The organism is Pseudomonas sp. CCNWLW23 (assembly GCF_037095675.1).
In the GTDB taxonomy this organism is placed as follows: Bacteria; Pseudomonadota; Gammaproteobacteria; order Pseudomonadales; family Pseudomonadaceae; genus Aquipseudomonas; species Aquipseudomonas atacamensis.
In genome coordinates this window covers 146,739-170,925 of record NZ_JBAWKM010000004.1, presented here as the reverse complement: position 1 = coordinate 170,925, position 24,187 = coordinate 146,739, and the positions used below count along the sequence as shown (strand labels likewise).

General features: G+C 60.1%; 21 protein-coding genes and 1 pseudogene. 11 read left to right on the top strand and 11 right to left on the bottom strand.

Annotated features, from left to right (window positions below; genetic code table 11):
• Positions 1 to 246: 246 nt before the first annotated feature.
• Positions 247 to 609, bottom strand: coding sequence for a hypothetical protein (locus V8J63_RS07815; protein ID WP_185757830.1), 363 nt, complete (start codon positions 607 to 609; stop codon positions 247 to 249).
• A 76-nt stretch (positions 610 to 685) separates the two neighbouring features.
• On the opposite strand from V8J63_RS07815, the gene V8J63_RS07810 reads away from it, so the two are divergent.
• Positions 686 to 1,957 (top strand): OprD family porin, encoded by a 1,272-nt coding sequence (locus V8J63_RS07810; RefSeq protein ID WP_041479797.1) that lies wholly within the window; start codon positions 686 to 688, stop codon positions 1,955 to 1,957.
• 225 nt (positions 1,958 to 2,182) lie between these two features.
• Here the strand turns inward: V8J63_RS07810 and V8J63_RS07805 are convergent, their stop codons facing one another.
• Both V8J63_RS07805 and V8J63_RS07800 read right to left on the bottom strand, forming a co-directional pair.
• Positions 2,183 to 3,025 carry a mechanosensitive ion channel family protein gene (locus tag V8J63_RS07805; RefSeq protein WP_016773492.1) on the bottom strand — a complete coding sequence of 281 codons (843 nt, stop codon included), beginning with the start codon at positions 3,023 to 3,025 and terminating at the stop codon, positions 2,183 to 2,185.
• Between the two features lie 150 nt (positions 3,026 to 3,175).
• Positions 3,176 to 3,661, bottom strand: coding sequence for a YajQ family cyclic di-GMP-binding protein (locus V8J63_RS07800; RefSeq protein ID WP_016773491.1), 486 nt, complete (start codon positions 3,659 to 3,661; stop codon positions 3,176 to 3,178).
• A 140-nt stretch (positions 3,662 to 3,801) separates the two neighbouring features.
• Between V8J63_RS07800 and V8J63_RS07795 the strand changes: the two genes are divergently transcribed.
• From V8J63_RS07795 to V8J63_RS07785, 3 genes are read left to right on the top strand one after another with little or no spacing between them, the layout of a single operon-like run.
• On the top strand, positions 3,802 to 4,719 hold the full coding sequence (locus tag V8J63_RS07795) for a putative 2-dehydropantoate 2-reductase (RefSeq protein WP_125925580.1): 918 nt from the start codon (positions 3,802 to 3,804) through the stop codon (positions 4,717 to 4,719).
• A gap of 45 nt (positions 4,720 to 4,764) precedes the next feature.
• On the top strand, positions 4,765 to 6,801 hold the full coding sequence (locus V8J63_RS07790; protein WP_125925582.1) for a sensor histidine kinase: 2,037 nt from the start codon (positions 4,765 to 4,767) through the stop codon (positions 6,799 to 6,801).
• 3 nt (positions 6,802 to 6,804) lie between these two features.
• Complete coding sequence (locus V8J63_RS07785; RefSeq protein WP_125925584.1) at positions 6,805 to 7,389, top strand: cob(I)yrinic acid a,c-diamide adenosyltransferase; 585 nt, start codon at positions 6,805 to 6,807, stop codon at positions 7,387 to 7,389.
• Between the two features lie 119 nt (positions 7,390 to 7,508).
• Here the strand turns inward: V8J63_RS07785 and V8J63_RS07780 are convergent, their stop codons facing one another.
• The 4 genes from V8J63_RS07780 to secA all read right to left on the bottom strand — a co-directional run bounded on the left by V8J63_RS07780 (position 7,509) and on the right by secA (position 13,345).
• Positions 7,509 to 8,456, bottom strand: coding sequence for a Nudix family hydrolase (locus tag V8J63_RS07780; RefSeq protein ID WP_125925586.1), 948 nt, complete (start codon positions 8,454 to 8,456; stop codon positions 7,509 to 7,511).
• Complete coding sequence (locus V8J63_RS07775; RefSeq protein ID WP_122602083.1) at positions 8,453 to 9,085, bottom strand: glutathione S-transferase family protein; 633 nt, start codon at positions 9,083 to 9,085, stop codon at positions 8,453 to 8,455. The genes V8J63_RS07780 and V8J63_RS07775 overlap by 4 nt, the downstream gene beginning before the upstream one ends.
• Before the next feature lie 178 nt (positions 9,086 to 9,263).
• Entirely contained in the window at positions 9,264 to 10,481 is a 1,218-nt protein-coding gene (argJ, locus tag V8J63_RS07770) for a bifunctional glutamate N-acetyltransferase/amino-acid acetyltransferase ArgJ (protein WP_336463860.1), read from the bottom strand.
• 122 nt (positions 10,482 to 10,603) lie between these two features.
• Positions 10,604 to 13,345, bottom strand: coding sequence for a preprotein translocase subunit SecA (gene secA, locus V8J63_RS07765; RefSeq protein ID WP_110602531.1), 2,742 nt, complete (start codon positions 13,343 to 13,345; stop codon positions 10,604 to 10,606).
• A gap of 308 nt (positions 13,346 to 13,653) precedes the next feature.
• On the opposite strand from secA, the gene V8J63_RS07760 reads away from it, so the two are divergent.
• Complete coding sequence (locus tag V8J63_RS07760) at positions 13,654 to 14,109, top strand: DUF721 domain-containing protein (RefSeq protein ID WP_071173369.1); 456 nt, start codon at positions 13,654 to 13,656, stop codon at positions 14,107 to 14,109.
• Between the two features lie 91 nt (positions 14,110 to 14,200).
• Here V8J63_RS07760 and V8J63_RS07755 read toward each other — a convergent pair whose 3' ends face one another.
• Positions 14,201 to 15,688, bottom strand: a complete 1,488-nt coding sequence (locus V8J63_RS07755) for a helicase HerA-like domain-containing protein (RefSeq protein ID WP_125925588.1) — start codon at positions 15,686 to 15,688, stop codon at positions 14,201 to 14,203.
• A gap of 186 nt (positions 15,689 to 15,874) precedes the next feature.
• Here V8J63_RS07755 and V8J63_RS27730 point away from each other — a divergent pair.
• The 5 genes and pseudogenes from V8J63_RS27730 to V8J63_RS07735 all read left to right on the top strand — a co-directional run.
• Positions 15,875 to 16,906 (top strand): annotated as a pseudogene (locus tag V8J63_RS27730) (HAMP domain-containing protein); the annotation flags it as partial.
• Positions 16,907 to 16,999: 93 nt separating this feature from the next.
• Complete coding sequence (locus tag V8J63_RS27725; RefSeq protein ID WP_425375757.1) at positions 17,000 to 17,764, top strand: methyl-accepting chemotaxis protein; 765 nt, start codon at positions 17,000 to 17,002, stop codon at positions 17,762 to 17,764.
• 216 nt (positions 17,765 to 17,980) lie between these two features.
• Positions 17,981 to 19,072: a glycosyltransferase family 4 protein gene (locus V8J63_RS07745; protein WP_172834033.1), complete on the top strand. Its 1,092-nt coding sequence runs from the start codon at positions 17,981 to 17,983 to the stop codon at positions 19,070 to 19,072.
• The gene (locus V8J63_RS07740) at positions 19,065 to 19,835 is read left to right on the top strand and encodes a DUF2334 domain-containing protein (RefSeq protein WP_336463859.1); all 771 of its coding nucleotides are present in this window, start codon (positions 19,065 to 19,067) and stop codon (positions 19,833 to 19,835) included. The genes V8J63_RS07745 and V8J63_RS07740 overlap by 8 nt, the downstream gene beginning before the upstream one ends.
• Complete coding sequence (locus V8J63_RS07735; RefSeq protein ID WP_186567647.1) at positions 19,832 to 20,830, top strand: lysylphosphatidylglycerol synthase transmembrane domain-containing protein; 999 nt, start codon at positions 19,832 to 19,834, stop codon at positions 20,828 to 20,830. Before V8J63_RS07740 ends, V8J63_RS07735 begins: the two co-directional genes overlap by 4 nt.
• A gap of 10 nt (positions 20,831 to 20,840) precedes the next feature.
• On the opposite strand, the gene V8J63_RS07730 is transcribed toward V8J63_RS07735, so the two are convergent.
• On the bottom strand, positions 20,841 to 20,990 hold the full coding sequence (locus V8J63_RS07730) for a hypothetical protein (protein WP_336463858.1): 150 nt from the start codon (positions 20,988 to 20,990) through the stop codon (positions 20,841 to 20,843).
• A gap of 81 nt (positions 20,991 to 21,071) precedes the next feature.
• Entirely contained in the window at positions 21,072 to 21,920 is an 849-nt protein-coding gene (gene purU / locus V8J63_RS07725; RefSeq protein ID WP_041479808.1) for a formyltetrahydrofolate deformylase, read from the bottom strand.
• A gap of 337 nt (positions 21,921 to 22,257) precedes the next feature.
• On the opposite strand from purU, the gene mvaT reads away from it, so the two are divergent.
• The gene (gene mvaT / locus V8J63_RS07720) at positions 22,258 to 22,635 is read left to right on the top strand and encodes a histone-like nucleoid-structuring protein MvaT (RefSeq protein WP_016773476.1); all 378 of its coding nucleotides are present in this window, start codon (positions 22,258 to 22,260) and stop codon (positions 22,633 to 22,635) included.
• Between the two features lie 98 nt (positions 22,636 to 22,733).
• Here mvaT and sbcB read toward each other — a convergent pair whose 3' ends face one another.
• On the bottom strand, positions 22,734 to 24,164 hold the full coding sequence (sbcB, locus tag V8J63_RS07715; protein WP_336463857.1) for an exodeoxyribonuclease I: 1,431 nt from the start codon (positions 24,162 to 24,164) through the stop codon (positions 22,734 to 22,736).
• Between the last annotated feature and the right edge of the window lie 23 nt (positions 24,165 to 24,187).

Sequence of the window (24,187 nt, the reverse complement as noted above, 5' to 3'; positions counted from 1 at the left end):
CGCATGAAAACCCCTGATCTGTCGACCCTCGAATCGGGTGGCGCCAGTTTTACTCGGGCCCGATTGTGATTTTTTTGCACCAAAACTGCACAACACGTCTACGCTCAGTGGGTCGGGCATCCGCCAAATACTCAATGCGGGGTGAACCGGTAACGTTTTTGGTTGTCCTGCGCGGCTTTGGTGCGTTGCAACACCATTGGGGGATCGTCGTCAAGCCCGTAACAAAACAGCCCCGAGACCCCGTTTTCACAAGGTTTTCACATCTGAGAGCTGCACACAGAAAAATAACCGCAGCGTTTTTGCGGTTTGTGCACGCTTGTTGCATTCGTAACGGTATGGACTATAAGCGCACCACTGGAAGTGGTCGCCTGAAGCCAATAAAAACAGTGGCAGGGTTGCCCGATGGAGATTCAAGTGTTTTGCCAGGGACTCTTTTTTAGCGATGCAAAAAGGCCCGGAAACAGCGATAAAGTTGTCAGCCCGGTTGCATCGGTACTGTGGATTTGCGACATCCAGCGCTCCTTCTGCGACAACGCCGTAAAGAAGCTGAAAGGTTGATTTCGCAAGTATCGCCAACAATGTCGGCGTGATATAAGTTTGCGCCGACACAAAAAGAAAGAGCCGCCCAGATAATAAAACAGGTGGGACGGCAGTACTCTTCTAAAAACCAAAGGAGCAAATCACGATGCGCGTGATGAAGTGGAGCATGATCGCCCTGGCTGTTGCAGCAGGCACCTCGCAGTTCGCAATGGCGTCTTCTCAGGATGAATCGAAAGGTTTTGTTGAAGACAGCAGCTTCAGCGTCAAGACTCGCATGCTGTATATGAACCGTGATTTCAAGAACGAAAACCTGAAAAGCAGCCCGTCGGGTGAGCGCCAGGGCTATCGTGAAGAAACCGGTATTGGCATGCATGCCATTTACGAGTCCGGCTTCACCCAAGGCACCATCGGTGTAGGTGTAGACGCTTTCGGTCTTGGCTCCATCAAGCTGGACACTGGACGCGGCCGCACTGGCAACGGTCTGTTCGCTGCCGATAGCGACGGCAGAGCTGAAGATACTCAGTCGAAAAGCGGTGGAGCAGTCAAGTTCCGTCTTTCCGACACTGTCCTGAAATACGGTAACCAGTTTGTCGCCAGCCCGGTTTTTTCCACCGACGACAGCCGCTTGCTGCCTGAGACCGCTACCGGCACCATGCTCGTATCCAAAGAGATCCCGGGCCTGGAACTGAGTGCAGGTCGCTTTACCGCGCTGAGCGCGCAAAGCCAGATGGGTCGTGACTCCATCGTTGAAGGTGGCCTGAAATCCGCTGACATCGCCGGTGCTACCTATCAGTTCACCGACAGTTTTGTCGCCGGTGTTGCAGCATCCGACGTGGAAGACCACTTCAAGAAGCAATACGTCAATCTGAACTACACCCTGCCGATCAACGACGAACAGTCTCTGAACTTCGATTTCAACGGGTACAAGAGCAAGAGCCAGGGTCAAGACCTGTCCGGCGACATCGACAACCGCATCTGGTCCCTTAGCGCTGCTTACAGCATCGGCGCGCACAAATTCACCCTCGCCCACCAGCGCTCCAGCGGTGACACCGGTTACGTGTACGGCGTGGACGGCGGCGGCACTATCTTCCTCGCCAACTCCGTGCAGTACTCTGACTTCAACGGTGCAGACGAGCGTTCGTGGCAGGGCCGTTATGACCTGAACATGGCTACCTTCGGCGTACCTGGTCTGAGCTTCATGACCCGTTACATCAAAGGTGACAACATCAGCACCGGCGCTGAAGAGGGCAAAGAGCACGAACTGGACTTCGAATCCAAATACGTTATGCAAAACGGTCCAGCGAAAGACTTGTCTTTCCGCCTGCGTAGCGCCTGGTATCGCTCCAACACTTCTTACAACGGTGGTGATAACAACGACCTGCGTTTGATCGTTGAATATCCACTGAGCATCCTCTAATAAGGTTGCGAAGCTGACGTACTGTAGAGCTCTGCTCTAACAAAACCGCCCTCCTGAATCAGGAGGGCGGTTTTTTTTATGGATGAATAACTGATCAAACAGACAAACATTAGCCAGCTACTTATTAGCCAGCATAGTTTTATCCCGCCGATAAAAAACCCGAGAGTGCGCACACTGCTCGGGTTTTATATTAGTTGCTGACTGCCAAGCCAACTTCAAAGACGATTACTGCGTGGCAGATTCCTGCACTACGCGTATAACCCGCTGCGGAAACGGAATATCAATCCCGGCAGCCTTCAAACGATCTCGCGCCTGTTCATTGAACATGAACATCACATCCCAATAGTCCGCAGTTTTAACCCATACGCGCAGGGAAACAGTGATCGAACTGTCGCCCAATGTCGAAATCACTGCCTGTGGCTCCGGGTCCTGCATGACGCGGGGATCCTTGGCCAGATCCAGCAATACCTGACGGGCCTTCTGCAGATCCGCTTCGTAATCCACGCCGACATCAAACACGACTTTGCGCGTTGGCTGACGATTGGTGTTGGTGATGATGCCGTTCGACAGGTTGCCGTTGGGCAGGATGATGGTCTTGTTGTCGCCGGTACGCAGCACGGTGTGGAAAATCTGGATGCTGTCGACGGTGCCCGCCACGCCTTGGGCTTCGATCCAGTCACCGATACGGAACGGACGGAACAGCAGAATCAGCACGCCGCCAGCGAAGTTCGCCAGGCTGCCCTGCAAGGCCAAGCCAATCGCCAGACCGGCAGCACCGATGGCCGCGACGAACGAGGTGGTTTCGACGCCGATCATCGACGCGACGCTGACAATCAGCAGCACCTTGAGAATGATATTGGCCAGGCTGCTGATAAAGCCTTGCAGCGCGAGGTCGGCATTGCGCAGGGCGAGCAGACCGCCGAGTTTTTGCGTGACCTTGTTGATCAGCCACCAGCCGATGGCCAAGGTAATCACTGCCAGCAGCACGCGGCTGCCGTATTCCATGATCATCGGGATCCACGCCTGGGACGCCTTGACCAGGTGGTCCACTTCCGCATTCAAATCCATGTTCTATCTCCTGATTTCCGGCTTCCCGGGGTGTACACAAAAAATGTGGGAGCGAGCTTGCTCGCGAAAGCGGTGAGTCATTCAGCTAATGAGTTGATTGATCCGCCGCTTTCGCGAGCAAGCTCGCTCCCACAAGTCATCCGACCGACATCAGTCGCGGAAGTTGTTGAACTGCAGCGGCATGCCGAATTCCTTGGCACGCAGGGCCGCGATCGCTTCCTGCAGGTCGTCGCGCTTCTTGCCGGTGACACGCACCTGCTCGCCCTGAATGGCGGCCTGGACCTTGAGCTTGGCTTCCTTGATGTGGCCGACGATCTTCTTCGCCAGCTCTTTGTCGATGCCTTCCTTGAGGATGGCGTCCTGCTTCATCAGCTTGCCCGAAGCGTAGGCGTCCTTGACCTCGAGGCATTGCACGTCGATCTTGCGCTTGGTCAGCGCCAGCTTGAGGATTTCGATCATCGCTTCGAGCTGGAAAGCGGCTTCGGCGGTGAGGCTGACGGTCAGGTCTTTTTCCTTGAACTCGAAGCTGCCTTTGCCTTTCAGGTCATAACGACGATCGAGTTCCTTCACGGCATTCTCGACCGCGTTGGTGAGTTCGTGTTTGTCCAGTTCGGATACCACGTCGAACGACGGCATGTAATCTCTCCAATAAAAAGGCGCGCTCGATGTGCATGGAGCGCGCTTGGCTTGCGGTTAAAATCGGGCTCATTATAACGGGTCTTTTCCTACCGATACGGCAAGCCGCACATGCCTGCAAGCAATCGAGCAAAAAACTGATGTCGACCACCTGGCACGTACTTGGCGCCGGCAGCCTCGGCACACTCTGGGCGACACGTCTGGCTCGCGCCGGCTTGCCAGTGCGCCTGATCCTGCGCGATGCGGCGCGCTTGCACAGCTACGAGGCAGTGGGCGGCTTGACCCTGGTAGAAAACGGACAAGCTCATACCTATGCAGTTCCTGGCGAAACCCCGGACAGCCCCGAGCCGATTCGCCGATTGCTGGTTGCGTGCAAGGCCTATGACGCCGAAGAGGCCGTCGCCCGCCTCGCTTCCCGCCTCGCGCCGGACGCCGAACTGATCCTGCTGCAGAACGGCCTAGGCAGTCAGGACGCCGTCGCCGCGCGCATGCCGCAAGCGCGCTGCATCAGCGCGTCCAGCACCGAGGGCGCGTTCCGCGATGGCGATTGGCGCGTGGTGTTTGCCGGTCACGGTTTCAACTGGCTGGGCGATGGCGCGAATCCGCTGGCGCCGGTCTGGCTGGACGATCTGCAAGCGGCGAACATTCCCCATGAATGGAGCGCCGATATCCTTACTCGCCTGTGGCGCAAACTGGCGCTGAACTGCGCGATCAACCCGCTGACCGTGTTGCACAACTGCCGTAACGGCGGGCTGAGCGAGCATCACTGCGAAGTTGCCACACTCTGTGCTGAATTGACCGAACTGCTCGAACGCTGCGGCCAACCTGCTGCGGCGGACAATCTGCAAGCGGAAGTCGAACGAGTGATCCACGCCACCGCCGCCAATTACTCTTCGATGTATCAGGACGTCGCCAACCAGCGCCGCACCGAGATCAGCTATCTGTTGGGCCACGCCTGCAAAGTTGCCGAGCGCCATCAGTTGCATCTGCCGCATCTGCAGCAGTTGCAGCAACGTTTGGTGGCGCATCTGCGCAAGCGTGGATTGCCCAGCGACTGAGCAGCCGCTAGGCTGACGACTTGTTCCCCTGCTGCGATAAACCTGATGCCATTGCGCCAGCGCCTTGAAAACCTGCCGGTCGGCCAGAAACTGCTGGCCGCCCTGCTGGTGTTGTTGACCACGGTTCTGCTGGTCGCCAACCTGACCTTTATCAGCGCCGCCTACTACATTTCTCAGGAAAGCATGGCGCCTCAGGCCCTGCAGACCATCGGCCGGCTGATCGCCAATCCGAGTCTGGTCAGCGATGCGCTGGAGTCGCCGCGCAGCGCCGAGCGCCTGCTCAAGGAACTCGACAGTTATTCACCACTGCGCGCCGCCGCCCTGTATGACGGCAAGGGTGAACGCCTGGCGCAAGTGCAGCGCGGCGAGAAACTCAGTCTCCCCGAGCGCTACCGCCACGTCGAAGCCTGGCAACTCACCGAGTTTCGCAGCAACCAACTGATCACCCTGCCCCGCCCCGGCACCGCGCCGGGGCATCTGTTGCTGGTGGCCAGCAGCGAACTGCCGATGGCGTTCTACACCGGCACTCTGACCGCCAGCCTCGGCATCCTGATCTTCAGCGTACTGCTGTGGCTGGTGATTGCCCGGCAGATCAAGCGCCTGATTACCCGGCCGATTCATCAGCTCGAAGAACTGTCGCGGCAGGTCACCCGCGAAGAGAACTACGCCCTGCGCGCTGCACGCGGCAACCATGACGAAATCGGCAGCCTGGCCGAGGCGTTCAACACCATGCTTTCGCGCATCGAAGCCCGCGAGCAGCAGCTCAAACGCGCACGCGACGACTCACAGGCCGCCTACGATCAGGCGCAGGGGCTGGCCGAGGAAACCCGCCACACCAACCGCAAACTGGAGCTGGAAGTCCAGGTGCGCAGCAAGATCGAGAAGAAGCTCACCGGCTTCCAGAATTACCTCAACAGCATCATCGACTCGATGCCCTCGGCGCTCATCGCTCTCGATGAGCAGCTTTACGTCACTCAATGGAATCAGGAAGCCAGCGCCCTCTCCGGCACGCGCCTGGATGAGGCTTTGAACCAACCGATCTTCCTCGCCTTCGAACCGCTGAAACCGTTTTTGCCGCAGCTCAAGGCCACCGTCGAACAGCACACCGTGGCCAAAGTCGACCGGGTGACCTGGTTCAAGGACGATGAACCCAAGCATTACGCGCTGACGTTTTACCCACTGATGGGCGGTGCCGGGCGTGGCGTGGTGATCCGTATCGACGACATCACTCAGCGTCTGTCGCTGGAAGAAATGATGGTGCAGTCGGAGAAGATGCTCTCGGTCGGTGGCCTTGCGGCCGGCATGGCCCATGAAATCAACAACCCGCTCGGCGCGATCCTGCACAACGTGCAAAACATTCGCCGGCGTCTGTCGGCGGATCTGCCGAAGAACATCGAGACTGCCGAACAACTGGGCATTGAACTGGACACGGTGAACCGCTACCTGCAAGGCCGCGAAGTCCCGCAACTGCTCGACGGCATTCAGCAGGCCGGCGCCCGCGCGGCGAAAATCGTCACGCACATGCTCAGCTTCAGCCGCCGCAGCACCCGGCAAATGGCGCCGTGCGATCTGCCGGCGCTGATCGATCAAGCCGTTGAGATCGCCGGCAACGATTTCGATCTGGCCATCGGCTTCGACTTCAAGGGCCAGGCGATCATTCGTCAGTTCGACCCTGCCCTCGGTCCGGTGCCGGGCACCGCCAACGAGCTGGAACAGGTGTTGCTCAATCTGCTGAAAAACGCCGCGCAGGCGATCCACCAGCGCGAAGACGACAGCGAGCCGGGCCGGATCATTCTGCGCACCAGACTCAATCCGCCGTGGGCCGAGATCCAGGTCGAAGACAACGGCATCGGCATGAGCGAGAACGTGCGCAAGCGTACCTTCGAGCCGTTCTTCACCACCAAGGAAATCGGCCAGGGCACGGGGCTTGGTCTGTCGGTGTCGTACTTCATCATCACCAACAATCACAAGGGCCAGATGGAAGTGCAGTCGGCGCCCGGCCAGGGCACTTGCTTCACCCTGCGTCTGCCGCTGGCGCAACCTGCGCCGCTGACCACCGAAACCAATCCACTACCGAGGTAACCCATGGGCTTTCGCTTGTCGAAGATCTACACCCGCACCGGCGACAAAGGCGAAACCGGCCTCGGTGACGGCCGTCGCGTCCCCAAGGATCACCCGCGCATCGAGGCGATCGGCGAGGTCGATACGCTGAACAGTCAGGTCGGCGTGCTGCTGGCCGGTTTGCTCGCCGAGCGCGAAGTGCATCCGGGGCTGAATGAAATCATCGAAGTGTTGGCGCCTTGTCAGCATCGCCTGTTCGACCTCGGTGGCGAACTGGCGATGCCGGAATATCAGGCGTTGAACGAGGCTGAAATCGAGCGGCTGGAAGCGGCGATCGATGTGTGGAATGAAGAGCTGGGGCCGCTGGAAAACTTCATCTTGCCGGGTGGTTCAATGTTGATTGCGCAGGCGCATGTCTGCCGCAGTCTGGCGCGCAGTGCCGAGCGGCGCTGTCAGCATTTGAACTCGGTTGAGCCATTGGCCGGGGTTGGCCTGGCGTATATCAATCGGTTGTCGGATTTGCTGTTTGTTGTGGCGCGGTTGATTGCGCGGCGGCAAGGGGTGGCGGAGATTTTGTGGCAGCCGGCTGCGAAACCTGGAGGAAAGTAGCGCCTGATATACCGCCATCGCTGGCAAGCCAGCTCCCACAGGGATCCAGATCGTTCACAAACGTTGTGTACACCCATAACCTGTGGGAGCTGGCTTGCCAGCGATGGGGCAAGCAGCCCTTACACTGGATCAGGCCAGAACGCCCGAATCCCCGCCACACCCTGAGCCCCAACACCCCAGGCCTTCTCGCGTTCCGCCGGCCCTACTCCACCGAGCAGAAACACCGGTTTACTGAAATCGTCGATCAACGCCTGCGCCTGCTCCCACCCCAACGGCTGTGCATCCGGGTGCGTCAGCGTCGGCTGCACCGGCGACAGGGTGACAAAGTCGACGCCCATCTGCTCGGCCAGCGCCAGCTCTTCGGCGTTATGGCACGACGCCGCGAGCCAGCGCTCGGCTGGTAACGGACGTCCTGCCGCTGCGTATTTACGCAGTTGGGCAGCGGTGATGTGCCATCCGGCAGACGGGAAATCGCCGAGCCATTCGAACGGCCCTTTGATCATCAACTGCGCCTTGCCGGCGCACAGGCCCACCGCGTCGACCGCCAGATCACGGTATTTCGGGTCGTAGCCGTTGGGTGCGCGCAGCTGGATCAATTTGATGCCGCCGGCAATCGCCTTCTGGATGCCGCGCAACAAGGCCGGGCCTTCCAGATCTTCCGGAGTGATCAGGTATTCGGCAGGCAAGCGCGCCGCCGCGACGATCGGCTGATTGGCCGCCGGGAACTCATAGTCAATCAATTCCCTGGCAGTGACCCAAGCCAGTGGCTGACCTTCCGCGCCGTGGGGTTCGCCGCTGAACGCTGATACTTCCCAGACATCCAGCAACACCTGTTTGTCCGGGTAATCGTGGCGAACCTTGATCAGCGGGCGGGCAGCATCAACGACGATGCCCAGCTCTTCGTGCAGCTCGCGAGCCAGTGCCGATTCGACCGATTCGTCAGCCTCGACCTTGCCACCGGGAAATTCCCACAAGCCGCCCTGATGCTGGGTGTCGGCACGGCGGGCGATAAGAATTTTGCCGGCACCGTCACGGATGACGGCAGCGGCGACGTGGACGCGTTTCACGGATTCAATTCCTCCAGTCCAGCCTTTTGCCACGCTTTGAAGGCGGGCCATTGGTAGATGGTTTCAACGTAAGCTTCGTCGACCGCTGGCAGCTTCACCTGATAGGTACGCAGGCGCACGGCGATCGGCGCGAAAAACGCGTCGGCAAGACTGACACGACCGAACAGGTACGGCCCCTCTTCCGTGGCTGCCGCGCGACATTCGGCCCACAGCGCGAGCATGCGTTCGATATCGACCTTTACTTCCGGCGGCACCGGGTTCAGCGGTGCGTCCTGGCTGAGGTTGAACGGCATGTGGTTACGCATGGCGAAGAAGCCGCTGTGCATTTGTGCGCAGGCCGAGCGGGCCTGGGCGCGGGCAAAGGTATCGCTCGGCCAGAGTTGCTCGGACGGAAACTGCTCAGCGAGGTACTCAGCGATGGCCAGCGAATCGGCGATGGTGCCACGGGTGGTTTGCAGCAGCGGCACCTTGCCGGTCGGCGAATGCTTGAGCAGGCGCTCGCGGGTGTCGGGCTTGCCGAGCTTGATCAGCTCTTCGCTGTAGGGTGCGCCGGTCAGCTCCAGCGCCAGTGCCGCACGCAGGGACCAGGAGGAAAGCAGTTTGTCGCCGATGATCAGGTGCAGGGACATGGTGTGGCGCCTTTTCGTCAGAGGAAACTTCAAAATTTATTGTGTCGCAACCTCCGCTTTCGCGAGCAAGCTCGCTCCCACAGGTTCTGAGGTGTACACAATATTTGTGAACGGCCGTAACCACTGTGGGAGCGAGCTTGCTCGCGAAGAAGCCGGCAGCCCACTCCCACACCTTGAATCAAGTACGGTATTCAGCGTTGATCTTCACGTACTCGTGCGACAGGTCGGTGGTCCAGATGGTTTCGCTGCAATCGCCGCGACCCAGTTCGATGCGAATGGTGATTTCTTCTTGCTGCATCACCGCCGAGCCCTGTGCTTCAGTGTAGGTCGCGGCGCGAGCGCCACGGCCGGCGATGCATACGTCACCGAGGAACACGTCGATCTTGCTCACGTCCAGATCCGGCACGCCGGCACGACCCACGGCAGCGAGGATACGGCCCCAGTTCGGGTCAGAGGCGAACAGCGCGGTCTTGATCAGCGGCGAGTGGGCCACGGTGTAACCGACGTCCAGGCATTCCTGGTGGTTGCCGCCGCCATTCACTTCAACGGTGACGAACTTGGTCGCGCCTTCGCCGTCACGCACGATGGCCTGGGCGACGTCCATGCACACTTCGAATACCGCCTGTTTCAGCTTGGCGAACAACTCGCCTTCAGCACGGGTGATTTCCGGCAGCGCCGCCTTGCCAGTGGCGATCAGCATGCAGCAGTCGTTGGTCGAGGTGTCGCCGTCGATGGTGATGCGGTTGAACGACTTGTTCGCGCCGTCGAGCATCAGGTTGTGCAGCACCTCGCGGGAGACTTTGGCGTCGGTGGCGATGTAACCCAGCATGGTCGCCATGTTCGGGCGAATCATGCCGGCGCCTTTGCTGATGCCGGTGACAGTGATGGTCACGCCGTCATGCTCGAACTGGCGGCTGGCGCCCTTGGGCAGGGTATCGGTGGTCATGATGCCAGTGGCGGCGGCTTCCCAGTTGTTCTCCGACAGATCATCCAGCGCAGCTTGCAGCGCGCCTTCGATCTTCTCGACCGGCAGCGGCTCGCCGATCACGCCAGTGGAGTACGGCAGAATCTGGCTGGCATCGACGCCGGTCAGCTCGGCCAACTTGGCGGTGGTGCGCTCGGCAGCCGCCAAGCCAGGCTCGCCGGTGCCGGCGTTGGCATTGCCGGTGTTGGTCAACAAGTAACGCACGGCGTTCTGTACGCGTTTTTTCGCCAGGATCACCGGTGCGGCGCAGAACGCGTTCAGGGTGAACACGCCAGCCACGGTCGAACCTTCAGCACAGCGCATCACCACTACATCCTTGCGCCCCGGGCGCTTGATGCCGGCCGAGGCGATACCGAGTTCAAAACCGGCAACCGGGTGCAACGTTGGCAAAGGACCAAGACCAACAGCCATGAATGCGCTCCTTACTCAATGATGTCAGCACCGCCACGGGAAAGGACGGTGGGATAAATGGCAAAACGCCGCGACGGCAGGAGCCGGTCGCGGCGCGGGGTGTTCAGCGATTGAAACGGGTTTTACTGGATCTGCCCGTGGCAATGCTTGTATTTCTTGCCCGAACCGCAGTAGCACAGTTCGTTGCGGCCCAGCTTCTGCTCGTTGCGAACCGGGGCAGCGGCGGTGGCCAGTGCCACATCGACCTCTTCACCCAACGCTTCCGGCTGATCCAGCCCAGGCGCTTCGGCATGTTCGAACTGCATGCGCGCCGCCAGTGCTTCGGCTTCCTGACGCAGGCGTTGCTCTTCGGCTTCCGGATCTTCGCGGCGAACCTGAACGTGCGAGAGCACGCGGATCGAGTCGCGCTTGATCGAATCGAGCAGCTCGGAGAACAGCGTGAAGGATTCGCGCTTGTATTCCTGCTTCGGGTTCTTCTGCGCATAGCCACGCAGGTGAATGCCGTGACGCAGGTGATCCATGGTCGACAGGTGGTCTTTCCACAGGTCGTCGAGTACGCGCAGGACGATCTGCTTCTCGAACGAGCGCAGCGCCTCGGCACCGGCCTGGTCTTCTTTCTCGTTGTACGCCGCCATCAGCTCGGTCATGAGCTTCTCGCGCAGGGTTTCTTCGTACAGGTGATCGTCTTCGTCGAGCCATTGCTGGATCGGCAGTTTCACGCCGAAATCGCTTTCGATCGACGCTTCCAGACCGGCCACGTCCCACTGCTCTGGCAGCGATTGCGGCGGAATGTGGGCGCTGACGGTAGCGTTGAGCACGTCCTGACGGAAATCGGCGATGGTTTCACCGATGTTGTCGGCGGCCAGCAACGTGTTACGCATGTGATAGATCACTTTACGCTGTTCGTTGTTGACGTCGTCGAACTCGAGCAGTTGCTTGCGGATGTCGAAGTTGCGGCCTTCAACCTTGCGCTGCGCCTTCTCGATCGCGTTGGTCACCATGCGGTGCTCGATCGCTTCGCCCGGCTGCATGCCCAGGGCTTTCATGAAGTTCTTCACCCGGTCAGAGGCGAAGATGCGCATCAGGCTGTCTTCCAGCGACAGGTAGAAGCGGCTCGAACCGGCATCGCCCTGACGGCCGGCACGGCCACGCAGCTGGTTGTCGATACGGCGCGATTCATGACGCTCGGAAGCGATCACCTGCAAGCCGCCGGACTCCAGCACTTGCTGGTGACGCTTCTGCCAGTCGGCCTTGATCTGGGCGATCTGCTCAGGGGTCGGGTTCTCCAGCGAAGCGACTTCCACTTCCCAGTTGCCGCCCAACAGGATGTCGGTACCACGACCGGCCATGTTGGTGGCGATGGTCAGCGCACCCGGACGACCGGCCTGCGCGATGATTTCAGCTTCTTTTTCGTGGAACTTGGCGTTCAGAACCTTGTGTTCGATGCCTTCTTTGACGAGCAATGCGGACATGTGCTCGGAGGTCTCGATGGTCGCGGTACCCACCAGCACCGGACGACCGGCAGCCATGCTTTCCTTGATGTCGGCCACGATCGCCGCGTATTTCTCTTCGGCGGTGAGGAACACCAGGTCGTTGTAGTCTTTACGCGCCAACGGTTTGTTCGGCGGGATGACCATGACTTCCAGACCATAGATCTGGTGGAATTCGAAGGCTTCGGTGTCGGCGGTACCGGTCATGCCGGACAGCTTGGTGTACAGACGGAAGTAGTTCTGGAAGGTGGTGGAGGCCAGGGTCTGGCTCTCGGCCTGAATGTTCAGACCTTCCTTGGCTTCGATAGCCTGGTGCAGGCCTTCGGACAGACGACGACCCGGCATGGTACGACCGGTGTGTTCGTCGACCAGTACGACCTGACCGTCCTGGACGATGTATTCGATGTTGCGGTTGAACAGCTTGTGCGCACGCAGACCGGCGTAGACGTGGGTCAGCAGGCCAAGGTTGTGCGCCGAGTACAGGCTCTCGCCTTCGGCCAGCAGGCCGACGCGGGTGAGCATTTCTTCGATGAACTGGTGACCGGCTTCGTTGAGTTCGACCTGACGGGTCTTTTCGTCAACGGTGTAGTGACCGGCCTTGGTGACCTGGCCTTCGACTTCCTCGACGTGCAGTTCCAGCTGCGGGATCAGTTTGTTGATCTCCATGTACAGCTTGGAGCTGTCCTCGGCCTGACCGGAAATGATCAGCGGAGTACGCGCTTCGTCGATGAGGATGGAGTCGACTTCGTCGATCACGGCAAAGTTGAGTTCGCGCTGGAATTTTTCATCCATGCTGAACGCCATGTTGTCGCGCAGGTAGTCGAAACCGAATTCGTTGTTGGTGCCGTAGGTGATGTCGGCGGCGTAGGCGGCGCGCTTCTCTTCCGGCGGCTGGAACGGCGTCACGACGCCGACGGTCAGGCCGAGGAATTCATACAGCGGGCGCATCCAGTTGGCGTCACGGCGGGCCAGGTAGTCGTTCACGGTCACAACGTGCACGCCCTTGCCGGACAGTGCGTTGAGGTAAACACCCAGGGTGGCCACGAGGGTCTTGCCCTCACCGGTGCGCATTTCGGCAATCTTGCCTTCGTGCAGAGTCATGCCGCCGACGAGTTGCACGTCGAAGTGGCGCATGCCCATCACACGCTTGCCGGCCTCGCGGGCGACGGCAAAGGCTTCCGGCAACAGCTTGTCGAGGGTTTCCCCTTTGGCGATACGGGCCTTGAACTCGGCGGTCTTGGCGCGCAATTGATCGTCCGAAAGGGCCACCATTTGCTCTTCGAAGGCATTGACGAGCTGCACCGTCTTGAGCATGCGTTTGACTTCACGCTCGTTCTTGCTTCCAAAAAGTTTCTTTAACAAAGGCGCAAACATATCGGCAGGATCTTCCACACTAAAGGGATGGAGGGCGGCCCCGTGAGTCGCCCGTGCAGCCCTCATGGCCGCATGCGAACGAGCATTCTACCCGGAAACGGTGGTGAGGAAAGTGGCGATGTTCCACGATGCTGGCACTGCGCTTTGACGGGGCTCACTTAAAATAGGGGCGTTTTGCTCAACTTCAACCCGTCGGGGGAAAGAAGTCAGACGTTGATTTAATGAGCAAATCAGGGACAAAAGCAATGGCCCAGAGGTTCCGCAGCTTTCTGCTACCATGGCGCCTCTGTTCCTTCAGGTGTTCGATCATGGCGTTTCGCCCTCTCACGGCCAGAGCACCCGCCGTTCTGTTACGCGAAGCCAAACCGCTGAAAGCAATCCTCGGCCATGCCCAGCGTCTGGAGCATTTGCAGCGCCTGCTCGAAAGTCAGCTGCAACCGGCTGCCCGCGAGCATTGCCGGGTGGCCAAGTGGCGCGAAGGCGAGCTGTCGCTGGTGGTCACTGACGGCCATTGGGCAACGCGCCTGCGCTATCAGCAGAAACGCCTGCAGCGGCAGCTGCAACTGTTCGAAGAGTTCGCCAACCTGACGCGGATCAAATTCAGCGTGCGCCCGCCGATCGTCCAACATCGGGCGGTTGGACACACCATGGATTTGTCCAGCAGTGCGGCGGAGACGATTCAGTCGACGGCCGACGGGATCAGCGATCCGGGATTGCGCGCGGCGCTGGAGCGTTTGGCGGCGCATGCCAAAGGTAAAGCCTGAAGCAAAAGCAAAAGATCGCAGCCTGCGGCAACTCCTACAGAATGAATGCATTTCAACTGTAGGAGCTGCCGCAGGCTGCGATCTTTGCTTTTTAGCGGCGCTTGCTGCCTCCGAGCAGAGACCCCATCAAACCCCGCACCAACTGCTTGCCAAGGTTATTAGCCGCCTGGCGCATCGCTGATTTCAGCGCCTGGCCTGCCGCCGTGCCGAGGAATTCGCCAGCGCGGTCAGCCAGGCTCGGCTCTTCGGCCGCCGCTTTGCCCGCTGGTGTTTCAGCCTCGGGCGCCAGCCCTTTGCGGCCCACCAAGATCTCATAGGCCGACTCGCGATCGATCGGCTTGTCATAACGGCCCTTGAACGGCGAGCCGGCGATCAGTACGGTGCGCTCGGTTTCGGTCAGCGGGCCGATCCGCGACTGCGGCGGTGCCACCAGCACGCGCTGGACCATTTCCGGCGTGCCCTTCTCGGTCAGCGTGCCCACCAGCGCCTCACCAATACCTAACTCAGTCAGCACCGACAGACTGTCGAACGCCGGATTCGGCCGAAAGCCATCCGCCACGGCGCGCAGGGATTTCTGCTCTTTGGCGGTAAACGCACGCAGGCCGTGTTGAATGCGCAAGCCCAACTGCGCCAGCACGTCATCCGGCAGATCCGCCGGCGACTGGGTGACGAAGTACACTCCCACGCCTTTGGAACGAATCAAACGCACCACTTGCTCAAGCCGCTCCTGCAAGGCCTTGGGCGTGTCGCCGAACAACAAGTGCGCCTCATCGAAGAACAGCGCCAGCAGCGGCTTGTCAGCATCGCCGCGCTCGGGTAGTTGCTCGAACAACTCGGCCAGCAGCCACAGCAGGAACGTTGCGTAAACCTTCGGCGCCTCGTGCACCAGGCGGCTGGCGTCGAGCAGATGGATGCGTCCCCGGCCATCGGCGCCCGGTTGCAGGATGTCTTCAAGTTGCAGCGCCGGCTCGCCGAACAGGGCTTCGGCGCCCTGCTGTTCCAGCGTCGCCAAGCGGCGCAGCAGCGCCTGGCTGGAACCGGTGGTCATCAGCGCCGCGTCTTCGCCGAGCAACTGCGGGTTATCCTTGAGGTGATTGAGCAGCGCTTTCAGATCCTTGAGATCCAGCAGCAACAGCCCTTCGCGATCCGCCACCTTGAAGGCCGCGTACAGCGCCGACTGCTGACTGTCGGTCAGCTCGAGCAGGCTGCCGATCAGCAACGGGCCCATTTCGCTCAACGTGGTGCGCAGCGGATGACCGGATTCACCGTGGATGTCCCACAGCGTCACGGGATAAGCCTGCGGCGTGTGACCGAGCCAGGGCATGCCGGCGATGCGCTCGGCCACTTTGCCCTGCGGGTTGCCGGCTGCACCGAGCCCGCACAGGTCGCCCTTGATGTCGGCGGCGAACACCGCGACACCGGCGTCGCTGAACGCTTCGGCCAGACGCTGCAAGGTCACGGTCTTACCGGTGCCGGTGGCGCCGGCGATCAGCCCGTGGCGGTTGGCCAGGCGCATGGCCTGAGCGATGGGTTGCGCGGCCGGATCAGCGCCGATAACGAGTTGCGAGGAGTCAGGCATTTTCTCACCCAATGGTTAATCTTTGATGACACATGGCCGATACATCAATTGGACAGACCCGCCAGAAAAACGGGTCGGACATTTCCCTAAGGAGAGCCGGAAATATCAGTTTTTCAACCTTGCCCATAGTGCGCGTCTCTATCAAAGCACGCCCAGGACATTAAGACCTTAGCGGAACCCCAAGCCATGAACAAAAACCTGCGCTTCAGCCATAAGATTTTGCTTGCCGCCGCTCTCATCGTCATTGCCGCTTTCGCCTCGTTTACGTTGTACAACGACTGGCTGCAGCGCAATGCGATCCGCGATGACCTGAACAACTACCTCAATGAAATGGGCGAGGTCACCGCCGGCAACATCCAGACCTGGCTCAGCGGGCGCATTCTGCTGATCGAGAACGCCGCGCAGAACATCGCCATCAACCCGGAACCTGCCACGGTCGCCAGCCTGCTGGAACAGAAAAGCCTGACCTCGACGTTCATGGCAACCTACTTGGGCGATGCCACCGGGCATTTCACCATCCGCCCGGACGTGAAGATGCCGGACGGTTTCGATCCGCGCGTACGCCCTTGGTATAAAGGTGCCGAAAGCAGCAGCACCTCGACCCTGACCGAACCCTACATCGATGCGGCCACCGGCCAGTTGATCATCTCCATCGCCACCGCGTCGAAAAAGGCCGGGCAGAGCGTCGGCGTGGTCGGTGGTGACCTGAGCCTGCAATCGTTGGTCGACACCCTCGCCGCACGGGATTTCGACGGCATGGGTTATGCGTTTCTGATCAGTGCCGACGGCAAGATCCTCGTCCACCCGGACAAGGCTTTGGTGATGAAGTCACTGAAAGAAGCCTACCCGCAGGACACGCCGCGCATCAGCAGCGATTTCAGCGAAATGAGCGTCGACGGCAAAACCCGCATCGTCACCTTCGCCCCGATCAAGGGCCTGCCGTCGGTGAACTGGTACATCGGTCTGTCGATCGACAAGGACCAGGCCTACTCGATGCTCAGCGAATTCCGCACCTCGGCAGTGATCGCGACCATTATTGCCGTGGCGATCATCATCGCCCTGCTCGGCATGCTGATCCGCCTGCTGATCCAGCCGCTGCACGTGATGACCCGCGCCATGGAAGACATCGCCGACGGCGAAGGCGACCTGACCAAACGCCTGAACATCGTCAATAACGATGAATTCGGCATCCTCGGCACCGCGTTCAACCGCTTCGTCGAGCGTATTCACGGTTCGATCCGCGAAGTGTCCTCGGCCACCGGCCAAGTCAACGAAGTCGCGCTGCGCGTGGTCGCTGCGTCGAATTCGTCGATGTACAACTCCGACCAGCAAGCTTCGCGCACCAGCAGTGTTGCCGCCGCGATCAATCAGCTCGGCGCCGCCGCCCAGGAAATTGCCCGCAACGCCGCGCAAGCGTCGAATCAGGCCAGCGATGCCCGGGGGCTGGCCGAAGATGGCCAGCAGGTGGTCGAGCGCAGCATCAAGGCGATGAACCAGCTGTCGAGCATGCTCAGCGCGTCGAGCACCAACATCGAGTCGCTGAACAGCAAGACCGTCAATATCGGCCAGATTCTCGAAGTGATCACCAGCATTTCCCAGCAGACCAACCTGTTGGCGCTGAACGCAGCGATCGAAGCGGCGCGCGCCGGTGAGGCCGGTCGTGGTTTCGCCGTGGTGGCCGACGAAGTGCGCAACCTCGCGCACCGCACGCAGGAATCGGCACAACAGGTGCAGACCATGATCGAGGAGCTGCAAGTCGGCGCCCGGGAATCGGTGAGCACCATGAGCGACAGCCAGCGCCACAGCCAGGACAGCGTCGAGATCGCCAACCTCGCCGGCGAACGCCTGAACAGCGTGACCCTGCGCATTGGCGAGATCGACGGGATGAACCAGTCGGTGGCGACGGCGACCGAGGAGCAGACTGCGGTGGTTGAGTCGATCAACGTCGATATCACCGAGATCAACACGCTGAACCAGGAAGGCGTGGAAAACCTGCAAGCGACCTTGCGCGCTTGTTCGGATCTGGAGCAGCAGGCTTCGCGTCTCAAGCAACTGGTGGGCAGCTTCAGGATTTAAGCTGCGGCGACTGGCCACTTCGCGAGCAGGCTCGCTCCCACAGGGAAAATGCATTCCATTGTGGGAGCGAGCCTGCTCGCGAATATCTACCTTTCAACGAAACCCGACTGACACCCCACCGCGCAATCCCGACCGAACATCTATTCTGGATAAAGGTCAATCAAGGGAGAACGACACAGCGGAGGGTTGCTCACCGTGCATATCGCCGACATCACCATGTTCTACGCCCCGGCCAGCGGAGGCGTGCGGACTTATCTGGATGCCAAACACCGTCGCCTTGGCGAGCGCAACGCCATTCGCCACAGCCTGCTGATCCCCGGCGCGAGACTGGGTGAACATGACGGCATTTACACGGTTCCGGCGCCCGCCCTGCCCTTCGGCAAAGGTTATCGCTTCCCCCTGCGCCTGGCGCCTTGGCGAAACGTCCTGCAAGATTTGCAGCCGGATCTGATCGAAGTCGGCGATCCCTACCTCACCGCATGGGCGGCGCTGGATGCACGGCGACAGCTGGATGTGCCGGTGATCGGCTTTTATCACTCGGATCTGCCGCTGCTGGCGGGCAATCGCATGGGCCATTGGGTCACGCCGAATGTCGAGGCTTACGTGACTCGTCTGTACGGCAATTTCGATCGTGTCCTTGCCCCGAGCCAGGTCATGGCCGACAAGCTCATCGGGCTCGGCGTGCGCAATGTCCATGTGCAGCCGCTGGGCGTGGATCTGCACACTTTCCATCCCGACGCCCGCGACCCCGGCCTGCGTGCCGAGCTGGGAATCGCTGAAGACACCCGCCTGCTGATTTTTGCCGGGCGCGGTTCCAAGGAGAAAAACCTGCCGGTGCTGCTCAAGTGCATGCAGCGCCTCGGTCCGCGCTATCACTTGTTGTTGGTCGGCTCGTCGATGCCCGCAGCGGTGCCGGACAACGTCAGCGTCATCGACGAATTCTGCCCGGCGCCGAAAGTCGCGCGGCTGATGGCCAGCGCCGATGCGCTGCTGCATGCCGGCGACCAGGAAACCTTCGGGCTGGTCATCCTTGAGGCCATGGCCTGCGGCATTCCCGTGGTGGCGGTGGCGGCCGGGGCGTTTGAAGAAATCGTCAACGATTCCTGCGGTCTGCTCTGCGCGCCGAACAATCCCCAGGCCATGGCCAACGCCGTGCGTGAGCTGTTCAGTCGCGGCTGTGCTCGCCTCGGTCAACAGGCGCGCCAGCACGTCGAACGGCATTACGCCTGGGACACCGTGGTCGACAGTCTGCTCAGCCACTATCACGCGGTGCTCGGCCATACGCTGCCACGGGTGGCCAATGGTTGAGAACATGAAAGCGGTGTGTCTGGTATTGCACGACGTGGCGCCCTCGACCTGGGCGGATTACCAGCCCTTCGTCGAGGCCGTCGATGCCTTGGGTGATGTGCCGATGACGTGGCTGGTGGTGCCGGACTTCCATCGCCACGATGCCCTAGACGCCAACGCTGCGTTTCGCCGAGTGCTCGATGCCCGTGTCGCCCGAGGCGATGAGCTGGCGCTGCACGGCTACTACCACGACGATCAGGAACCCATGCCAAACACCCCGCGCGACTGGTTCATGCGCCGGGTCTACACCCATGAAGGCGAGTTCTATCGCTTGTCTCGCGAAGCAGCCTTGGCCCGCCTGCATGCGGGTCTGGAGATGTTTCAGCGCTACGACTGGCCGGTGCAGGGTTTCGTCGCTCCGGCCTGGCTGATGAGCGACGGCACCCGCCAGGCCTTGCGCGAATTGCCGCTCAGCTACACCAGCGATCCGCAGCACCTTTATCGCTTGCCCGACTTCAGCGCCATCGATGCACCGGGACTGGTGTGGAGTGCGCGCAGTGCCTGGCGGCGCGGCTTGTCGAAAATCCTCAGCGAGCAGCGTGAACAGCGCTGGCGCGAGGCATCGGTGATTCGCCTGGGGCTGCATCCGGTGGACATGCGTCACCGCTTTTCTCGCGATTACTGGTTGCACACGTTGCAGCGGCTGCTGGCGGAAGGGCGCATGCCGCTGACCAAAATCGACTGGCTGGCCCGACAGCGCGGACAACTGGAACGCGCAGCATGAAGCGCAGCCTGTTGTTGCTGATCGGCCTGCTCGCGGCGGTGCTGATTCCGGTGCTGCTCGGCGGCGGCGAAACCTGGGCGCGCCTGCGCAGTTTTCCGCTGCACTGGCTGTTGATCATGTTCGGCATGATTCTGCTCTGCTGGGGCATCAATACGTTGCGCCTGCGTTTGTTGCTCGGCGACCAGCGTGAAAAGGTCGCGCCATTGAAAAGCCTCGGCGTGGTGATGGCCGCCGAGTTCGCGTACTGCGCCACGCCCGGCGGCAGCGGCGGGCCGCTGACGATCATGGCTTTGCTCGCCCGTTGCGGCGTGCGTCCGGCGCGGGGCAGCGCGGTGTTTGCCATGGATCAGCTCAGCGATCTGCTGTTCTTTCTCTGCGCCCTGAGCGGGATTCTGATTTACGCGCTGTTCCAGCACCTGAGCGATCGTCTCGAGTGGCTGCTGACCGTCAGCGCCGTTTCGCTGTTTGGCGGTTTGTTCAGTTGCGTGTTGATCGCCCGTTATCACCGAGCGTTGATTCGCCTGAGCGGGCGGCTGTTGGCGGGGATGAACATCACGGCACGCACTCGCCGTCGCTGGGCGCGCAAGTTGCTGCACTTCCTCGCGGCATTTACCGACACCTTGAAACTGCCCTGGCAAACGCTGGTTCAGGTTTTTGCTCTGACCTGCGTGCATTGGCTGCTGCGCTACAGCGTGCTGTATCTGGCCTTGCGCGGGCTCGGCGCGGATTTGCAGTGGGCGTGGAGCTTTCTGGTGCAGATGCTCTCGCTGGGCGCCGGCCAGTTCAGTCTGTTACCCGGCGGTGCCGGTGCGGCAGAGCTGACCTCGGCTGCGCTGCTCGCGCCGATGGTGGGCAAATCCACCGCAGCGGCGGCGATCCTGATCTGGCGCGTGGTGACGTATTACTTCTATCTGCTGGTTGGCGGCCCGGTGTTCGTGTTGATGCTGGGCAAGCCGTTGCTGAAGAAGTTGATGAACGTCAGGCAGGCTTCTTAGGTTCGTCCTGCTATTGCTGGAGCTGCTCCCAAAGTTCGGCGGCACCGGGGAATTCGGTGCCGTCGTCCGGGCTCATGTCCTCCGGGTCGTAACGACTCAGGCAACCCTCGCCGAGAGTGGCGGGCGCTTTGGAAGTGGCTTTGTCCAGTGGATCGCTCATGACTTTTCCTCGGGCTCAAATGACAAGGGCCTGAGCGATTCAACGCCCAGGCCCTTGGTTTTTCAAGCGTGGCGTGCTCGATCAGAACACGACTGTCTTGTTGCCGTGCACCAGCACGCGGTCTTCCAGGTGATAACGCAGACCACGGGCCAGCACCATCTTCTCGACGTCACGGCCGAAACGCACCATGTCTTCGATGCTGTCGCTGTGGCTGACACGCACCACGTCCTGCTCGATGATCGGGCCGGCATCCAGTTCTTCAGTCACGTAGTGGCAGGTCGCGCCGATCAGCTTCACACCACGCAGGGACGCCTGGTGATACGGCTTGGCGCCGACGAACGATGGCAGGAAGCTGTGGTGGATGTTGATGACTTTGTGCGCGTATTCGCGGCACATGTCCGGCGGCAGGATCTGCATGTAGCGCGCCAGCACCACCACTTCGGCGTCGTGCTGTTTGACCAGGCGCGACACTTCGTCGAATGCCGGCTGCTTGTCCTGCGGATTGACCGGCACGTGGTAGTAAGGGATGCCGTGCCACTCGACCATGCTGCGCAGGTCGTCATGGTTGGAGATCACGCAGGCGATTTCGCAATCCAGTTCATCGCTGTGCCAGCGGTGCAGCAGGTCGGCCAGGCAGTGGGATTCGCGGCTGGCCATCAGCACCACGCGTTTTTTCTGCTCGGTGTCGGTGATGCGCCAGTCCATCGAGAACTCTTCGGCGATCGGCGCGAACTTCTCGCGCAACTCTTCAATACCGAACGGCAGCGAATCGGCACGGATTTCGTGACGCATGAAGAACCAGCCCACTTGATTGTCAGAGTGGTGGCTCGCTTCGGTGATCCAGCCGTTATGAGAGGCCAGAAAATTACTGACTTTGGCAACGATGCCAACGCGGTCCGGGCAAGAGATCACCAGCCGAAAAGTGCGCATGAGGGGGAAACTCCAGAACTTCACAAAGGCCGCCATTCTAGCGACTGCGCAGGAAAACTGCAGTACGCATACGCGCCGGGTGGGACAAAGCATGGCGAAACGGCTTTCTGACGCAGGTCTTACGTCAAGACCGTGACGCTTTAGTGGGGCTTTTGTCAGACAACTGTAAATATCTGTGCTGACTGCATCACATTATTTAACTGAACATTCAAAGCGCGGCTAATTCCTGTAACTCATTTAAATAAAAAGCCGATCTAAATGTTTACTTGATGAAACAGCCTGACTATTATTGCGGCACTGTCCCCTGTCATTCAGCATTCTACAAAAGGTAGTACTCATGTCCTTGATCAACGAATATCGCGCCACCGAAGAAGCCATCAAAGAGCTGCAAGCCCGTCTGAAGAACCTGTCCGAAGACGACAAACTGCAAGCCGAACTGGAATTCGAAGGCAAACTGCGCACGCTGATGGGTGAATACTCCAAGTCGCTGCGTGACATCATCGCGCTGCTGGATCCAGAAGCCAAATCCAAGGCTCCACGTGGCGGCGCAGTAAAAACTACCGGCACCAAGCGTGCACGCAAAGTTAAGCAATACAAAAACCCGCACAACGGTGAAGTCATCGAAACCAAAGGTGGCAACCACAAGACTCTGAAAGAGTGGAAAGCCAAGTGGGGCGGCGACGTGGTTGAAGGCTGGGCTACCCTGCTGGGCTAAGCCGCGACGCCTTCGCAGAGCGATCCGCGAACAAAAGAACGCCAGCTAGCGCTGGCGTTTTTTTATGCCCGTAATTTATTGACCGGGCATGTTCGATTTCACAGATTCAAACGTTTGCGTAATGCCTGGACATAATTCTGCCAGTCATTGAGCACCTCTCGCTGCATCGGTGACGCACTAAGCGACCATTGCTCGGCGGCCTCGATAAATGACTGCACGGTATTCGGCGCACCTGCCTCGGGTTGCGTCAGGCGCTGCTGACAGAATAATTTCCAGCGCTCTTGCTCGACCACATCCAGGGTCTCCGGAAAGTTGCGTGCTCGATATCGAAAAAGTAATTCAGGCAAACGTTCATCATCGAAAGGCCACTGCTCTTGCGCCAATTGCGCAGGGTCGGCCGTTCGAACTTGTTCGCATAAACGACGATCACGATCACCGATAAATCCATCGTACAACTGCTGCTCGGGATCTTCGCTGGGAGTGAAATCTTCGCTGGCATAAATCGCCGCGACTTTATCTTTCCAGACTTGTTGTGCGTCAGTTAGTCGCACTGTCCGCTCCTGATAAAGCGCCATGTCCAGCCCAAGGCGCTGCTGGTCTTGTGCGCGCAATACCGCCAGCGGCGCGACAACCGGGCAACGATTGATATGAATCAGCTTGAGCGGTACCGGTAACTCACCTTCGGCCAACTCATCGCGACGGGTATAAAGACGCTGACGCAGGGCTTGCGCATCGAGGTCCAGCAACCCCTGCGGATCAAGATGCAGATCACAGACGATCAGGGCGTTGCGATTCTTCGGGTGCCAGGCCAGCGGCAGCACCACGCCGACATAACTGCGCGCCGCCGAGAAACGCCCGGACACATGCACCAGTGGCTGCAACAGGCGGATCTGATCCATCACCTTCTGTTTGCTGCGCAACTGGAACAGCCACTCGTAGAGCTTGGGTTGTTTCTCGCGAATCAGCCGCGCCAGTGCGATGGTGGCGCGCACATCCGACAGGGCTTCGTGAGCGTGCCCGTGATGGATATTGTTGGCCGCTGTCAGGCGTTCGAGCTTGAGGGTCACGCGGCCTTCATCATCAGTCGGCCAGACCAGACCGTCCGGGCGCAATGCGTAAGCGGCGCGCACCACATCAATCAGATCCCAGCGACTGTTGCCACCCTGCCATTCACGGGCATAGGGGTCGAAGAAATTGCGATACAGGCTGTAGCGGGTCATTTCGTCGTCGAAACGCAAGGTGTTGTAACCGGCGCCACAGGTGCCCGGTGCGGCCAGTTGCGCATGCACGCGAGTCATGAAATCGGCTTCGCTCAGGCCTTTTTCAGCGAGCTGGCCGGGGGTGATGCCGGTGATCGCGCACGCCGCCGGGTGCGGCAGGATGTCTTCGCTGGGCTGGCAATAGAGGTTGACCGGCTCGTCGATCTCGTTGAGCGCATGGTCGGTGCGAATCCCGGCCACCTGCAGCGGTCGGTCGTTGCGCGGATTGATGCCAGTGGTTTCGTAGTCGTACCAGAAGATTGAAGTCACGGGCGAATCCTGAACAGAAGATC

What these genes read in the sequence shown, in the direction of transcription:
- V8J63_RS07790 (WP_125925582.1), top strand. Translation starts at nt 4,765, where the DNA reads ATGCCATTGCGCCAGCGCCTTGAAAACCTGCCGGTCGGCCAGAAACTG.
- V8J63_RS07785 (WP_125925584.1), top strand. Translation starts at nt 6,805, where the DNA reads ATGGGCTTTCGCTTGTCGAAGATCTACACCCGCACCGGCGACAAAGGC.
- V8J63_RS07745 (WP_172834033.1), top strand. Translation starts at nt 17,981, where the DNA reads ATGTTCTACGCCCCGGCCAGCGGAGGCGTGCGGACTTATCTGGATGCC.
- V8J63_RS07730 (WP_336463858.1), bottom strand. Translation starts at nt 20,990, where the DNA reads ATGAGCGATCCACTGGACAAAGCCACTTCCAAAGCGCCCGCCACTCTC.
- mvaT (WP_016773476.1), top strand. Translation starts at nt 22,258, where the DNA reads ATGTCCTTGATCAACGAATATCGCGCCACCGAAGAAGCCATCAAAGAG.
- V8J63_RS07800 (WP_016773491.1), bottom strand. Translation starts at nt 3,661, where the DNA reads ATGCCGTCGTTCGACGTGGTATCCGAACTGGACAAACACGAACTCACC.
- V8J63_RS07735 (WP_186567647.1), top strand. Translation starts at nt 19,832, where the DNA reads ATGAAGCGCAGCCTGTTGTTGCTGATCGGCCTGCTCGCGGCGGTGCTG.
- argJ (WP_336463860.1), bottom strand. Translation starts at nt 10,481, where the DNA reads ATGGCTGTTGGTCTTGGTCCTTTGCCAACGTTGCACCCGGTTGCCGGT.
- V8J63_RS07810 (WP_041479797.1), top strand. Translation starts at nt 686, where the DNA reads ATGCGCGTGATGAAGTGGAGCATGATCGCCCTGGCTGTTGCAGCAGGC.
- V8J63_RS07775 (WP_122602083.1), bottom strand. Translation starts at nt 9,085, where the DNA reads ATGTCCCTGCACCTGATCATCGGCGACAAACTGCTTTCCTCCTGGTCC.
- V8J63_RS07740 (WP_336463859.1), top strand. Translation starts at nt 19,065, where the DNA reads ATGGTTGAGAACATGAAAGCGGTGTGTCTGGTATTGCACGACGTGGCG.
- purU (WP_041479808.1), bottom strand. Translation starts at nt 21,920, where the DNA reads ATGCGCACTTTTCGGCTGGTGATCTCTTGCCCGGACCGCGTTGGCATC.
- V8J63_RS07760 (WP_071173369.1), top strand. Translation starts at nt 13,654, where the DNA reads ATGGCGTTTCGCCCTCTCACGGCCAGAGCACCCGCCGTTCTGTTACGC.
- V8J63_RS07805 (WP_016773492.1), bottom strand. Translation starts at nt 3,025, where the DNA reads ATGGATTTGAATGCGGAAGTGGACCACCTGGTCAAGGCGTCCCAGGCG.
- secA (WP_110602531.1), bottom strand. Translation starts at nt 13,345, where the DNA reads ATGTTTGCGCCTTTGTTAAAGAAACTTTTTGGAAGCAAGAACGAGCGT.
- V8J63_RS07795 (WP_125925580.1), top strand. Translation starts at nt 3,802, where the DNA reads ATGTCGACCACCTGGCACGTACTTGGCGCCGGCAGCCTCGGCACACTC.
- V8J63_RS07755 (WP_125925588.1), bottom strand. Translation starts at nt 15,688, where the DNA reads ATGCCTGACTCCTCGCAACTCGTTATCGGCGCTGATCCGGCCGCGCAA.
- V8J63_RS27725 (WP_425375757.1), top strand. Translation starts at nt 17,000, where the DNA reads ATGTACAACTCCGACCAGCAAGCTTCGCGCACCAGCAGTGTTGCCGCC.